The 14130-nt window shown below is 58.7% G+C and carries 12 protein-coding genes, 4 tRNA genes and 1 pseudogene; 11 read left to right on the top strand and 6 right to left on the bottom strand.

The features are described from left to right. Window positions 1-108: 108 nt before the first annotated feature. The 4 genes and pseudogenes from AC1Q6D_RS15915 to AC1Q6D_RS15900 all read left to right on the top strand — a co-directional run bounded on the left by AC1Q6D_RS15915 (window position 109) and on the right by AC1Q6D_RS15900 (window position 4598). Entirely contained in the window at window positions 109-870 is a 762-nt protein-coding gene (locus AC1Q6D_RS15915) for an SDR family oxidoreductase (protein WP_103406871.1), read from the top strand. A 269-nt stretch (window positions 871-1139) separates the two neighbouring features. Next, entirely contained in the window at window positions 1140-2525 is a 1386-nt protein-coding gene (locus AC1Q6D_RS15910) for an aminotransferase-like domain-containing protein (RefSeq protein WP_103406870.1), read from the top strand. A 108-nt stretch (window positions 2526-2633) separates the two neighbouring features. Next, window positions 2634-3737 (top strand): annotated as a pseudogene (locus AC1Q6D_RS15905) (HAMP domain-containing protein); the annotation flags it as partial. Then, window positions 3717-4598: a methyl-accepting chemotaxis protein gene (locus AC1Q6D_RS15900; protein WP_371919946.1), complete on the top strand. Its 882-nt coding sequence runs from the start codon at window positions 3717-3719 to the stop codon at window positions 4596-4598. The pseudogene AC1Q6D_RS15905 and the gene AC1Q6D_RS15900, both read left to right, overlap by 21 nt. 95 nt (window positions 4599-4693) lie before the next feature. Here AC1Q6D_RS15900 and AC1Q6D_RS15895 read toward each other — a convergent pair whose 3' ends face one another. After that, on the bottom strand, window positions 4694-5452 hold the full coding sequence (locus tag AC1Q6D_RS15895) for a hypothetical protein (protein ID WP_178083176.1): 759 nt from the start codon (window positions 5450-5452) through the stop codon (window positions 4694-4696). A gap of 386 nt (window positions 5453-5838) precedes the next feature. On the opposite strand from AC1Q6D_RS15895, the gene AC1Q6D_RS15890 reads away from it, so the two are divergent. The 4 genes from AC1Q6D_RS15890 (at window position 5839) to AC1Q6D_RS15875 (ending at window position 6251) form a co-directional block, all read left to right on the top strand. Then, window positions 5839-5914, top strand: a tRNA-Glu gene (locus AC1Q6D_RS15890). Between the two features lie 2 nt (window positions 5915-5916). Next, window positions 5917-5992 (top strand) — tRNA-Gly (locus AC1Q6D_RS15885). A 104-nt stretch (window positions 5993-6096) separates the two neighbouring features. Next, window positions 6097-6172, top strand: a tRNA-Glu gene (locus AC1Q6D_RS15880). Between the two features lie 3 nt (window positions 6173-6175). Continuing rightward, a tRNA-Gly gene (locus AC1Q6D_RS15875) sits at window positions 6176-6251 on the top strand. 114 nt (window positions 6252-6365) lie between these two features. On the opposite strand, the gene AC1Q6D_RS15870 is transcribed toward AC1Q6D_RS15875, so the two are convergent. The 3 genes from AC1Q6D_RS15870 to AC1Q6D_RS15860 are packed head-to-tail and all read right to left on the bottom strand — an operon-like array spanning window position 6366 to window position 8460. Continuing rightward, window positions 6366-7004, bottom strand: coding sequence for a LysE family translocator (locus AC1Q6D_RS15870; RefSeq protein ID WP_090467743.1), 639 nt, complete (start codon window positions 7002-7004; stop codon window positions 6366-6368). Window position 7005: 1 nt separating this feature from the next. Then, window positions 7006-7776: a 2OG-Fe(II) oxygenase gene (locus tag AC1Q6D_RS15865; protein WP_103406466.1), complete on the bottom strand. Its 771-nt coding sequence runs from the start codon at window positions 7774-7776 to the stop codon at window positions 7006-7008. A 57-nt stretch (window positions 7777-7833) separates the two neighbouring features. Further along, on the bottom strand, window positions 7834-8460 hold the full coding sequence (locus AC1Q6D_RS15860; RefSeq protein ID WP_103406465.1) for an alanyl-tRNA editing protein: 627 nt from the start codon (window positions 8458-8460) through the stop codon (window positions 7834-7836). A 91-nt stretch (window positions 8461-8551) separates the two neighbouring features. Here AC1Q6D_RS15860 and AC1Q6D_RS15855 point away from each other — a divergent pair, with 91 nt between their 5' ends. Further along, window positions 8552-9550 carry a LysR family transcriptional regulator gene (locus tag AC1Q6D_RS15855; protein WP_103406464.1) on the top strand — a complete coding sequence of 333 codons (999 nt, stop codon included), beginning with the start codon at window positions 8552-8554 and terminating at the stop codon, window positions 9548-9550. Window positions 9551-9607: 57 nt separating this feature from the next. On the opposite strand, the gene AC1Q6D_RS15850 is transcribed toward AC1Q6D_RS15855, so the two are convergent. Further along, window positions 9608-10015 (bottom strand): PA2817 family protein, encoded by a 408-nt coding sequence (locus AC1Q6D_RS15850; RefSeq protein WP_103406463.1) that lies wholly within the window; start codon window positions 10013-10015, stop codon window positions 9608-9610. A gap of 84 nt (window positions 10016-10099) precedes the next feature. Further along, window positions 10100-12547 carry an acyl-CoA dehydrogenase gene (locus AC1Q6D_RS15845; RefSeq protein WP_103406462.1) on the bottom strand — a complete coding sequence of 816 codons (2448 nt, stop codon included), beginning with the start codon at window positions 12545-12547 and terminating at the stop codon, window positions 10100-10102. Window positions 12548-12796: 249 nt separating this feature from the next. On the opposite strand from AC1Q6D_RS15845, the gene AC1Q6D_RS15840 reads away from it, so the two are divergent. Next, window positions 12797-13456, top strand: coding sequence for a transglutaminase-like domain-containing protein (locus tag AC1Q6D_RS15840; protein WP_103406461.1), 660 nt, complete (start codon window positions 12797-12799; stop codon window positions 13454-13456). 43 nt (window positions 13457-13499) lie between these two features. Further along, a complete protein-coding gene (locus tag AC1Q6D_RS15835; protein WP_103406460.1) occupies window positions 13500-14123 on the top strand; it encodes a glutathione S-transferase family protein in 624 nt (207 codons plus the stop codon). Window positions 14124-14130: the final 7 nt, after the last annotated feature.

Below are 14130 nucleotides of genomic sequence, written 5' to 3'. Positions count from 1 at the left end.
ACTCATGGGCTGGCAACTGGCCTCTTGATAGTGCTGCCGTGCCCGGGACCGCTATGGCTAGACTGGGCAAACACGATCTCCCGCACATCTCTCTTCGAGGACATAACAATGAGCATGACCTTTTCCGGCAAGGTCGCCGTCGTCACGGGCGCGGCCAATGGTATCGGCCGCGCGACCGCCCAGGCATTCGCCGCCGAAGGCTTGAAGGTGGTGGTGGCCGATATGGACACGGCGGGGGGCGAGGGCACGGTGGCGCTGATTCGTACGGCGGGCGGCGAAGCGACGTTCGTGCGCTGCAACGTCACCGTGGAAAGCGATGTGAAAAACCTGATGGATGAGGTAGTGAATACCTACAGCCGTCTCGACTATGCCTTCAACAATGCCGGTATCGAGATCGAGAAGGGCAAACTGGCTGAAGGCACGATCGACGAGTTCGACGCGATCATGGGCGTCAATGTCAAAGGCGTCTGGCTGTGCATGAAATACCAGTTGCCGTTGCTGCTGGCCCAGGGTGGCGGTGCGATCGTCAACACGGCGTCGGTGGCTGGCCTCGGAGCGGCGCCGAAGATGAGCATCTACGCGGCTTCGAAGCACGCGGTAATCGGTCTGACCAAATCGGCGGCCATCGAGTACGCAAAGAAAAAGATCCGGGTCAACGCGGTGTGCCCGGCGGTGATCGACACCGACATGTTCCGCCGCGCTTATGAGGCCGATCCAAAGAAAGGCGAGTTCGCCAATGCCATGCACCCGGTCGGTCGCATTGGCAAGGTCGAGGAAATCGCCAGTGCGGTGTTGTACCTGTGCAGCGACGGCGCGGCGTTCACCACCGGGCACTCGTTGGCCGTGGATGGCGGTGTCACGGCTTTTTAAGGCCGGATTTTTTTCAACACACCACTCCAAACCGGTGGAAGCGAGCCTGCTCGCGACCAGGAAGTGTCAGTCGACATTTGTGTTGCCTGGCGCACCCTGATTGCGAGCGAGTTTGCCCACCGGTTTTTCATTGGCCTCAGGTTCCGCCAAAGGCCGGGCGATATGTTTCAAATCGTTAGAACCGAGGATTTTGGCGGCGTTGTCGCACATTCCATCGCGCGCTCCTGTGATTAACTGCTCCTGCAAAACGAACAGGAGTTTGCTTGCTCATGGAGTTGAGAATCGATCGACAGGCTTTGGTGCCGATTGTGCAGCAAATTGTCGATGCACTGACCTGCTGGCTTCGTTGTAACGGTGTGCCGCCGGGCGTACGTTTGCCTTCGGTGCGGCAAATCGCGCGAATCAATCTGCTCAGTCAATCAAGTGTCGTTGAGGCCTGCGAACGTCTGGTGGCGCAAGGTGTACTGGTGTCGCGTCATGGCAGCGTTTTTTTCGTCGCCGCTGCGCACTCGGCCGGTCAGGGGCAACAGGGCACATCGTGGTTAGAAGGGACACAAATCAATCAAGGCTCGTTGTTGGGCGAGTTGAAACTGGGTTGCGGTGGACTGCCCGAAAGCTGGCGCGAGACGGACGACCTGAGTTACGCAATCCGCGAGGTCAGTCGTACCGACATGGCCGGGTTGTTCAACTACAGCACGCCGCTGGGCTTGCCCTTCCTGCGCCAACAGATCCTCAAGCGCCTGAACAAACTGGATATCAAGGTGGACGACAGTCGAATCCTGACCACCACGGGTGCGAGTCAGGGCTTGGACCTGATCGTGCGAACCTTCTTCAAGCCGGGCGATTGTGCAGTGGTGGAAAGTCCCGGTTATCCCTTGCTGTTCGATCTGCTCAGGCTGCACGGGGTGAACTTGCTCGAAGTGCCGCGAACCCCCTGTGGTCCGGACGTCACAGCGCTGGAGACGCTGTTGCTCAAGCATCAGCCGCGTGGAGTGTTCATCAATAGTTTCTGCCACAACCCGACGGGCAGCAGCCTGGCGCCAAAAGTGGCGCTGCAAGTGCTGCGGTTGGCGAACAAGCATGGCGTGCTGGTCATCGAGGATGATGTCTATGCGGACCTGCACTGTGGCCCCGGTGTTAGGCTGGCTGCGCTGGATGACGGTGTGCTCTATGTTGGCAGTTACTCCAAGACCCTCAGCAGTTCTCTGCGGGTCGGCTTTGTGGTGGCGGGTGTCGAGGCGATTGCGCGACTGGCGCAGGTCAAGATGATCAGCAGCATGGGAACGTCGCTGTTTGGTGAATCGGTGCTGGCCTGTCTGTTGGCCAACGGCGCATACCGTAAGTTGGTGCAACGCCAGCGCCAGCGCTTGAACGGTCACAGGCTGGCGGCGTTACAGTTGCTCGAAGACGCTGACTGGGAGGTGTTCGGCAAGCCCGTCGGTGGCCTGTTCATCTGGGCGCGATCACGGATGTCCGACTACGCTCATGTGCGGACCCAGGCGCAGCGCTTTGGTGTCTTGCTGTCATCGAAGACGGCCTTCAGCCCAAGCGGTGCGGCCAATGACTGGCAACGCATCAATGTGGCCTTTGCCTGTGATCCGCAAGCCAGGGCTTTTTTTCAGTCCACCGCTCCGGATCGACCTCAAGCGTTCTGAAAACGACGTGGGCGTAGCTTTTTGCCATTATTCCGACGCCAGAGACTTGTGTTGCTACAGGCCCGTTGCGAATCTGCGTCTATTGATTCTGGCAGGGGACTAAGTGCAATGATTTCGGCCGTGCAAGGACGTTTTGCCAACCTCGGGATGGCAAAAAAACTGGGTATCGGGTTTGTGCTGGTGCTGTTGTTGACCGCCCTGGTTGCGGGTATCGGCGTCTGGTCCCTGCAAACCATCAGTCATCGTTTCGACGGGCTCAAGCAGATGTCATTGCTCAACAGCGGTTTGTTGAAGGTGCGACTGCTGGAGCAGGAATACGCCTTGCGCGGTAATCCGAAAACCGCCGATGCCTTGCACGAAGGGGTCGATGGGCTGATCGCCCTGGCTACCCAGCTCAAGGCGCAGTCGGCGGCCAATGTGCCGGTCATGACGGACGTCGAGCAGTCCCTGGGGGCTTACCGCAAGGCTTTCGACGAGTTCGTTTCGCTCAGTCAGGCCAAGGACCTGGCGCTGGAAATGGCCAGTTGGTCGGTGTCCAGCGTGGCCAACAATCTTGATGTGCTGCAGTCCGGTCTCGCCGATGACGGCGCCTATACCTTGAAGGACTCCGAAGGCAAGGACGGCGCGCAGTTCATCGAACAAGCCAGTCAAGTCAGCCAGGTGTCGCGCTTGATGCTGCAAGCCATGAATGAAGCCCGTGTGCGTCTGGACCAGAGCCGCAAGGGTGACGACAGCGCGGGGCAGGGCAAGATCGAACAGGCCAGTCAAGCACTGACCCAGGCCGAGCAGCTTAAAACCACGGTCAAGGATGAAGGCTACCGTACCGTGCTCAATGAAGTGACCGGTCACATCGCCAGTTTCAGTGACAAGCTCGCTGAGTACACCGGACTGCTGGAGCAGGAAAAGACCGTCTACCAGCAGCTGCATCAACGGGCTGACCAAGTGGTGGCGCGAGTGGACCAGGCCTATGCGGCCGAAGATCAGTCGATGCAGGCCGAACTGAAAAAGAACTCGCTGTTGATCATCGGTTCCTCGGCACTGGCGTTGCTGGTCGGGCTGGTGGCGGCCTGGGTGATTACCCGCTTGATCGTGGGCCCGCTGCGCAGTGTGATCCGTGTGGCGCAGCAGATCGCCTCGGGGGATTTGAGCGCCACGGTCGAGGTGACTCGCCGCGACGAGATTGGTCAATTGATGCAGGCCATGCAGCAGATGGGGGCAGGGCTGAGCCATATCGTCAGCGGCTTGCAGGCCGGGATCGAGCAACTGGCAACGTCAGCGCAATCGCTGTCCGCCGTGACTGAGCAGACCAACCTCGAAGTCAGCAGCCAAAAGGAAGAAACCGAGCAGGTCGCCACGGCCATGAATCAGATGACCGCTACCGTGCACGACGTTGCACGCAACGCGGAAGAGGCTGCGCAAGCCGCGCAAACGGCCGACGGCAAGGTTGAAAGTGGGCAACAGGTGGTGCGCCAGAGCATGGCGCGGATCGAGCAATTGGCGGACTCGGCCACCTCGGCCAGTTCCAGCATCGAAAGCCTGAGTGCGGAAATCCAGAACATCGGCACTGTGCTCAGTGTCATCAAGAGTGTGGCTGAGCAGACCAACCTGCTGGCGCTCAACGCTGCCATCGAGGCGGCGCGGGCCGGGGAGCAGGGCAGGGGGTTTGCGGTGGTGGCTGATGAAGTGCGGGCTCTGGCCAAGCGCACCCAACAATCGACCGAAGAGATAGAACGGCTGGTCAGCGCTTTGCGTACGGCAGCACAGGCATCGGTGCAACAGATTCAGAGCAGTGGCGAGCTGGTGAAGCTGGCGGTGAGCGATGCGCTGCAGACCGAGAGTGCGCTCGGCAGCATTGCCTCGGCGGTGTCCTTGATTCAGCAGATGAACCAGCAGATCGCCGCCGCTGCCGAGGAGCAGAGTTCCGTGGCCGAGGAGATCAACCGCAGTGTCACGAGTATTCGTGCCAGTGCGGATCAGTCTTCGTTGGCGATGCAGGGGAATGCGGCGTCCAGTATCGAGCTGGCGCAGTTGGGGGTTGAGCTTAAGGGGATGGTGGGGCATTTCAGGCTCTGAGGGGCTCCTGCAGGTAATGCGTCATCCCTGCTCCCCGGAACATGAACCAAAAAAAAGCCACCTTTCACGGTGGCTTTTTTGCGTTTGCTTGGTGATCAGTCGTAAATCACTTTTTTCTTCCAGTCCGCATCTGCCTCGACGTCTTTGAGGCCTTCGGTCAATTGGTTCACTTCGCCTTCTACCGGCGCGATGCGGTCCATGACCTGGTCGTTGGCGCGGGCCAGGAGTTTTTCCAGGTATTCCAATTGTTCGGCATAGACCTGTGGCTCCTGCTGTTTGCGCAGGTATTGCACGCCGCGTTCGAATGCCAGGCGCGCCTGGCCAGGCTGGTTCTGTTGCAGGGAGTGCTGGCCGAGGTTGTTGAAGAATTCAATGTGCAGCAACACCAGAATATGGCGCACCTCGCGGATCCAGCGCTTGGCCTCAGTGGGCGGCAGGAAGCCATCCTGCGCCGCGCGGGTGATCTGGCCGTGCAGGGCTTCGAGCAGGAAACGCACGTCCTTGGCCTTGGCTTCGGTCAGGATCGGTGCCGGCGGGTTGTTGACTGGTATCCCTTCGCCCAAGGCCATCAGTACTTCCAGTTCGGCAATCCGCACCTTGAGATTGGAACTGGTTTTTTCCAGACTCAGCAGACGCTGGCAGACGTTCATTTCCAGGCGAGTCAACAGCAGCTTGAGCGCCGGAGTCATAAACTGGCCAGGGAAGGTCTCGGTAATCTCGCCGCAACGACGCAGGCGATCATTGAGTTCAATCTTGGTACGGGCCCTTTCCACCTTGTTGTTTTCCACCACATGGTTGATGTAGCCAATGGCGATCAATAGTGCGATCCCTGCTACGACGAACAGGGTGATCATGAGTGGTGTCACCGGTAAGACCTCTTTATAGGGTTCGCGTCCGAGTTTAGTGGCTTGGCATTTAAGCGCCTAGGGCCGCTCGACGAGTTGGATCGGCGTGGCTCAACCTGTATCGGTCAGACCCTGCTTATATGAATACTGGCACCTCCTGAGCAAATTGCCATCATTCATGCCATGGACTATAACGTCTTGGCGAGTGTCAGAATATAGGCGCCAAACACCGGGCGGCGGAAAATCCGGATTGGTGCCGAAAAGCAGGGCGAAGTCATTGATTTAAATAAATTTATATCAGGGGGTTGACGACCTTCCAATCCATCCATAGAATGCGCGCCACTTGCAGCGTAAAGCACACAGCGAAACGAAGCAGGGAGTGAATGTTGTAGCGTGTCCCCTTCGTCTAGTGGCCTAGGACACCGCCCTTTCACGGCGGTAACAGGGGTTCGAGTCCCCTAGGGGACGCCAATGCGGGAATAGCTCAGTTGGTAGAGCACGACCTTGCCAAGGTCGGGGTCGCGAGTTCGAGTCTCGTTTCCCGCTCCATTTTTAAACAGCGTTGCTTTCGGGCAGGGCTGAGTGAAACCAGAACCAAGTCTTCGGATGCGGATCTGGGCACCGAAACACACACCATGTGTTCCGGGTAGCGTGTCCCCTTCGTCTAGTGGCCTAGGACACCGCCCTTTCACGGCGGTAACAGGGGTTCGAGTCCCCTAGGGGACGCCATTTGCGGGAATAGCTCAGTTGGTAGAGCACGACCTTGCCAAGGTCGGGGTCGCGAGTTCGAGTCTCGTTTCCCGCTCCATATTTAACGAAAACGCCGCTCATTGAGCGGCGTTTTCGTTTGTGCATGATTTATCTGCGATATAGAAAAAAGGCCCGCCAGTCTGACTGAGCGGGCCTTTTGCGTGGTCGGGATTTACATCGACAGAATCAGCCTGCCGGCAAACAGGATCAGGACCACCCCCATGGTGCGTTCAAACCAGTGTCCCATGCGCATGAACAACAATCGCACCCGCGCACTGGAAAAGAACAGTGCAACGATGACAAACCACAATGCGTTTACGAAACACATCCAGACTCCGTACAGCGCCTGAATCTTCAGTGGGGTCGTGGCGCTGATGAGGGTGGTAAAAATCGCCAGGAAAAACAGAGTGGCTTTGGGGTTTGAGGCGTTGGTCAGAAAACCGGTGGTGAAGGCTTTCAGCATCGTTTGCTCGACGAACGGTTCGTTGGCGTCGTTATTGCCCTCCGCCACGGTTTTCGGTTTGCTGCGCAACAGGCTGACACCGAGGTACAGAATGTAGGCGCCGCCCACGACCTTGGCCACCGTCAACAGCCAGGGAGTGGTGTGCATCAGTGCTCCGACGCCCAACAAGGTGTACAGCACGTGTACTGAAATTCCCGCGCCGATCCCCAATGCCGTGCAAATCCCGATCATCCGGCCGAAACGCACACTCTGGCGAATCGTCACGGCGAAGTCAGGGCCGGGAGCGACCACCGCCAGAAAGTGGATCATCGCCAGCGCCAGAAACTCGCTCAGGTAGTTCGAATACATTTCAACTCCAAAAGGTCAGGGGGGAAGCATTGCCGCGGTAGCCGACAAAGAATGAAAGGCTCAAACGCGGATCCGCCACGCCCGGTGTTACTGAATGCATGCGTCGAGAGTTGAACATGATGAAATCCCCGGGCTCGGGGCGAATTTCCAGGGTTGGCGTGCCTAGAAGAGCTGGGTCGATGCCATAGCTGTCGCCGCGCATTTCGTCGAACCGTTCCGGGGAAACATCGTGGTTCCATATCTGCAGCGCGCCACCCGCGGTGGGCATGCTCAGGTAAATGTTGCAGGCGAACTGCGCTGCCAGGCTTCTGGCCTGAAAGCTGTCGGGGGCGTCCTTGGCGAAAATGTCGTGGTGGGCCAGAAAGCACACGTCTGGTTTCACCACCCGCGACAGGCCAACGTACATCTTGCGGCCGTAGAGGCTTTCCAGGTGTGCGCCGGCCGGCCATGATTCATCGAGCATGCAACGCAGCGTGTCGACCGGGCAGGCATAGGGCGCGCAACGGTTGCGTAACTCTGCGATGTTGCGGGTTGCCCGCTCAAAGTAATCCTCGATCAACCGCGGCCGGTTTTCCGCTTCATAGAACGCCATGCCGATGCGTCCGATGCTCGGTGCGTTGATATAGCCTTCAAAGCCTGGTGCGAGAATCTTTTCACCGATCTGGATGGCCAGCGGCCGGGGTATCCAGCCTTTGACGCGGATGGCGAGGACTTCTTCGTTGGCCAGTTTTTTTATGCACGCCTCATCGAGACGCTCGACGTCAAGCATCATGTCTTAGGTCCATCTATCAGAGAATCAACGAGGCCTGCGAATACAGGCGCCCCGGCGTCAGTCCACGTGGTAGTGAACCGACAGAATCCCTTTCTTCTGTGAAAGGGATGCGATTGTGACTGTGCCCAGATCCTTCAGGCTGCGTACGTGGGTGCCGCCGCAGCCATAGGCGGGCAGTTCACCGAAACCGATCTCCCGGGCGCCTTCGCGTAGCGATGTCAGACGCTGCAGATCGCGGGCGATCCATTGTTCGATGCCGTGCTGAACCATGGGGGCATCAACGTCTTTTGCCGACTCTGCGGGTTTGAACTGCACACGTCCTTCGCCTGGCCAATGATGGGCCTTGGTCGGCATCCAGCCCATGGCCTGAACAAAGTGGCCGATCAGGTGGCCGGCGGTATGCATACGCGTATTGAACTGACGACGTTGCTCGTCCACCTGGATCGGAGCCATGCCAGGTGTAATCGGTTGGTCGACAAAGTGAATGATCCGGTCGGGATCCTGAACCACGCGCAGTACCTGGCTTTCGCCTATCCATCCGGTGTCGCAGGGCTGCCCGCCACCCTGAGGGTGAAACAGCGTTGCGCGCAGCACCACGGCGAATTCGTTCTCGTGGGGCGTGCATTCCAGGACTTCCACATTGGCCTTGAGGTCATCCCTATGGAAAAAAAGGCGAAGCGTCATATTCAATGCTCGTATAAATGTTTCCACTTTTTATTATATGAAGCCTCGAATTACGTGATAATCCGTTCAAATATCAAAGGACTGTTGCGTTTTGAGCATAAATCTTCCGCTGCCGTTGCTCGGTGAAATGGCGATTTTCGTCAAGGTCGTCGAGACCGGCAGCTTCTCCGAGGCAGCCCGGCAATTGGGCACTTCACCTTCGGCGGTGAGCCGTAGCATTTCGCGCCTGGAGAAGGCGCTGGCCACTCGCTTGCTACAACGCACCACGCGCAAATTGCGTTTGAGTGACGGTGGCGAAGAGGTGTTCAAGCGTTGCCGGGAGATGGTCAATGCCGCTCGTTCGGTGATGGAAATCAGTGGTCAGTTTACGGATGAGCCTGAGGGCGTGGTGCGTCTCAGTGTGCCGAAAGCGGTGGGCCGTATCGTGATTCACCCGCATATACCGGAGTTTCTGCGCCGCTATCCCAAAGTGGATGTTGAGTTGTTGCTTGAGGATCGTCAGGTGGATTTGATCGACGATCACGTCGACCTGGCGATTCGCATCACTGATCGGCCCCCTGCGGGCCTGGTGGGGCGGCAGTTACTGACGATTGACCATTTGCTTTGTGCGACGCCGCAGTATCTGGCTGAACACGGAACGCCGACTCATCCCCATGATTTGCTCAACCACAGCTGCATCTACCTGGGTGAAACCCCGAGCGATGCGCGCTGGAAGTTCAAGAAAGGCAGCAAATCAGTCACCGTGGGTGTGCGCGGGCGATACGCCGCCAACCACACGGGTGTCCGTTTTGGCGCCGTTTTGCAGCACATCGGTATTGGCAGCCTGCCGTACTTTACGGCGCGCCGTGCCTTGGAGAAGGGGTTGATGGTGCAGGTGCTGCCGGACTGGACCTTCCTGGCGTCCTACCACGGCGGCGCCTGGTTGCTGCATTCGCCCACTCGCTACCTGCCTCCCAAGCTACGGGTGTTGATCGATTACCTGGTGGAGTGCATGGAGAAAGAGCCGACGTTGGGCAAACCCGGTAAGCCGGGCAAGCTGACTACGGCGGTTTCGGAGTATGAATTGCCTGAGAGTGAGGGCTTGTTTTAACGCATTAAAAAGGCCCGCATGGTTGAACAGGCGGGCCTTTGTATGGCTGATCGCGGATCAGTGCTTGCTGCCTTCATTCGACAATGCCAGCAGCTGTTTTTCCTGGTTCCAGTCGAAAGGTTCGTCGTTCTGCTCGGCTTCGAAACGACGTTCTTCCAGGGCCTGGTACAGGTCGATTTCATCGTCGGGCATGTAATGCAGGCAATCGCCGGCGAAGTACCACAGCAAGTCGCGCGGGACCAGGTGGGCGATTTGCGGGTAGCGGGTGATCACCTGACACAGAATGTCCTGGCCCAGGTATTGGCTTTCGATCGGGTCGACCGGCAGCAACGCACGCAATTCGTCGAAGCGCTCCAGGAACAAGGCATGGCTTTCTTCGGGAACCTGGTCGGCCTCACCTACGGCGACCAGGATGCTGCGCAAGTGGTCGAGCAAAACGAGATGATCGGCAACGATGTTGGACACGAGATAAGTCCTCAAGAGCAAAACGGGCGCGGGAGTATAAAGCCCCTGCGCCCTTTTTTCACTTGGTAGAGAGGGGTTGCTGGATCAGCGGACCTTCCCTGCGGCCAGCGCCAGCTCGTCCTTGTCGAAATCATCGACATCAATCACCTTGCGTCGCGCCGCTTCGGCTTCACGCAGGGTATGAGCCTCCATGGGTTGCAACACGCCAGCCTCGAGTGCCGTATCGATGATGTGTTCCCCGGCGACCGGTTTGACCTGGCCGCTCTTGAGCGCCGTGTGCAGTTTCTTTTGAAGAGGTTGCGCCGCGCTCAACAGATCGCTGGCGTGCTGCAATACGCCGACCGGGTCGTCGGCCGATTGCGGGCGGTAGCAACCCAGGAGCAACTCTTCCAGGGTCGGATCGCCTTTGGCACGGCCGATCACCGCTGCCACTTCGGCACCGAGTTTGTCCGATGGTCCTTTGTGGCGGCGGCCGAACGGGAACACGATTACCCGCAGCAGGCAGCCCAGCACCTTGTTCGGGAAGTTATTCAGCAATTGATCCATGGCCCGTTCGGCCTGGCCCAGGCTTTCCTCCATGGCCCAGGTCAACAGCGGCGTCATGTGCTCCGGTGAGTCGAGGTCGCTGTAACGCTTGAGCGCGGCACTGGCCAGGTACAGGTTGCTGAGCACGTCACCCAGTCGTGCCGAGAGGCGTTCGCGGCGTTTCAGTTCACCGCCCAGCAACATCATGCTGAGGTCGGCCAGCAGCGCGAACGCAGCGGCCTGTCGGTTGAGCGCGCGGAAATAACCCTGGCTGAGCTTGTCGCCGGGCATGTGTTCCAGATGCCCGAAACCGAGGTTCAGCACCAGGGTGCTGGCAGCGTTGCTCACGGCAAAACCGATATGCTTGAGCAGCAGGCCGTCGAATTCGATCAGTGCCTGATCCTTGTCTTCGCGGCTGGCGAGCGCCATTTCCTTGAGGACGAACGGATGGCAGCGAATCGCGCCCTGGCCGAAGATCATCAGGTTGCGCGAGAGAATGTTCGCCCCTTCCACGGTGATGCCAATCGGCGCGCCATTCCAGATCCGACCGAGATAATTCCTTGGCCCCATGATGATTGCCTTGCCGCCATGAACATCCATGGCGTGGGTGATGCACTCGCGACCGCGTTCGGTGAGGTGATATTTGAGAATGGCCGACAGCACGGACGGTTTTTCGCCCAAATCCACTGCATTGGTCGTCAGCATTCGCGCCGCGTCCATCATCCAGGCATTGCCAGCGATGCGTCCCATGGCTTCCTGAATGCCTTCGAAGGCGGCAATCGGAACGTTGAACTGCTCGCGAATCCGCGCGTATTGGCCGGTCACAAGGCTGGTGAACTTGGCCATACCGGTACCGACCGCTGGCAGGGAGATCGAGCGCCCGACCGACAGGCAATTCATCAGCATCATCCAGCCCTTGCCGAGCATTTCCTGGCCACCGATGAGGTATTCCAGCGGCACGAATACATCCTTGCCGGAGTTCGGGCCATTCATGAACGCGGCGCCAAGCGGCAGGTGACGGCGACCGATTTCCACGCCGGCGGTATCCGTCGGTATCAGCGCCAGGCTGATGCCCAGGTCTTCCTTGTCACCCAGTAAATGGTCCGGGTCGTAGGCCTTGAACGCCAGGCCGAGCAGGGTGGCCACCGGGCCCAGTGTGATATAGCGCTTTTCCCAATTCAGGCGCAGGCCGAGGGTTTCCTTGCCTTCCCATTCGCCTTTGCAGATCACCCCGGTATCGGGCATACCGCCCGCGTCGGAGCCGGCCAGGGGACCGGTCAGGGCAAAACAGGGGATTTCTTCGCCGCGCGCCAGGCGTGGCAAGTAATGATTGCGTTGTTCGTCGGTGCCGTAATGCAGCAACAGTTCGGCCGGACCGAGGGAGTTGGGGACCATCACGGTGGAAGCGAGGTCGCCGCTGTGGGAGGCCAGTTTCATCGCCACTTGGGAGTGGGCATGGGCCGAGAATCCCTTGCCGCCAAATTCCTTGGGAATGATCAGGGCGAAGAAGCCGTTTTCCTTGATGAAGGCCCAGGCTTCGGCCGGCAGATCCAGGGTCTGACCGAGCTCCCAATCACTGACCATGGCACACAGTTCATTGGTCGGGCCGTCAATAAAGGCCTGTTCTTCTTCGCTCAACTGCGCTTTGGGATAGGCCAGCAGTTTGTTCCAGTCCGGGCGGCCGCTGAACAATTCGCCGTCCCACCACACCGTACCGGCCTCGATGGCTTCACGCTCGGTTTGAGACATGGGCGGCAGGGTTTTCTGGAACCATTTGAACAGCGGCGCACTGAAGGATTTGCGACGCAGCTCGGGTAGCAACAAGGGGGCCGCCACGACCGCGAGCAACCCCCAGAAAATCAGCAGCAGCCAGCCTGGTGCACGGCTCAAAGCGCCCATTGCCACCAGGTAGACGGCCACGATGCCCAGTGCAGGCAGCGGCGAAATGCGACGGTGGGCCAGATAAGCTATCCCGACAATCAGAACCAGTATCCACAACAGCAGCATATTTAATCCTCCGTGAAACCAGGGCGAGCCAACCCTCAGAGCTTAGACGGCATCCGCAAAACAGGGGGGGCACAGCGTTGTGATTGAAAACGTGGGGAAACCATGGATGATTTTGTAGGCCTGATGAACGACAGGTCGTGAAAAATCGTTCATTGAACGTGCGACATAGCGTCCATGTTTGGCCGAAACGTCGTTATCTTTGTGCTTGATCGCTCGCTAGACTCGGGGCTTCCCCTGGAGATTGCCCTCATGCACGAGTATCTGAGTCCCGGCCGCTTCATCGATAGTGACCATCCCTCGGTGGTGGAGTTCGCCGAAAAACATCGTGGCAACAGTCGCGACCCACTCGAGCAGGCGATCAACCTCTATTACGCCGTCCGTGAAGCCGTTCGCTACAACCCTTACACGTTCAGTCGTGATCCACAGACCTTGCGCGGCAGTCATGCACTGGCTACCGGTGAGAGTTATTGCGTGCCCAAAGCCACGCTGTTGGCCGGGTGTGCGCGGCACTGCGCGATTCCTGCGCGCATCGGTCTGGCGGACGTACGCAATCATTTATCGACGCCGCGTCTGCTCGAATTGCTCAAGAGCGACGTGTTTGCCATGCATGGCTACACCGAGCTTTACCTTAACGGTCGCTGGGTCAAAGCCACCCCGGCCTTCAATCAGGGGCTGTGTGAGCTGTTCAAGGTCGCGCCGCTGGAATTCGACGGAATCAACGACAGTGTTTTCCATCCATTCAATCGCGATGGCGAGAAATTGATGGAGTATCTGATTGATCACGGCCAGTTCGCCGACGTGCCCGAAACGTTTTTCTTCGCGCACCTTGAAAAGTGTTATCCGCACTTGTTCGGCGAGCAGCTGCCAGCGCTGCTGGGGGACATGCAGAGCGATTTGAGTCGTGCCTGAACCGGCGTATGCTGCCTGCGCATTCATCCATTGAGAGGCGGTCATGCTGAAGATCTGGGGACGGAAAAATTCATCGAATGTCAGAAAGCCATTGTGGGCCGCCGAAGAGCTGGGCCTGGCCTATGAAGCCATCGATGCCGGCGGTGCCTTTGGTGTCGTCGACACCCCGGAGTACCGCGCGATGAACCCCAATGGGCGGGTCCCGGTGATTGAAGATGATGGCTTCGTGTTGTGGGAATCCAATGCCATCGTCCGTTACCTGATGGCCCGTCACGCCGCGGGCAGCGCCTGGTATCCGGCCGACCTGCAAGCCCGCGCAACGGCCGACAAGTGGATGGACTGGACCACTTCCAGTTTTGCCGGTCCGTTCCGCACGGTGTTCTGGGGCGTCTTGCGCACCCCGGCAGACCAGCAGGACTGGTCCGCCATCAAGGCGGCAATCAAGGAGTGCGAAGCACTGCTGACGATGGCCGATCAGGCACTGGCACCCCGGCCTTACCTGTCCGGCGATGAGATCGGCATGGGCGACATTCCCTTGGGCAGTTTCATTTATGCCTGGTTCGAAATGCCGATCGAGCGTGCGCCCATGCCGCATCTGGAGGCTTGGTACGCACGGCTGAAACAGCGTCCGGCTTATCAACGGGCGGTGATGACCGCGTTGACTTAATACTCAC

The organism is Pseudomonas sp. MT92, assembly GCF_058792515.1.
Note: the sequence above shows the minus strand (reverse complement) of the source record. Positions and strands in the feature narration are given on the sequence as shown.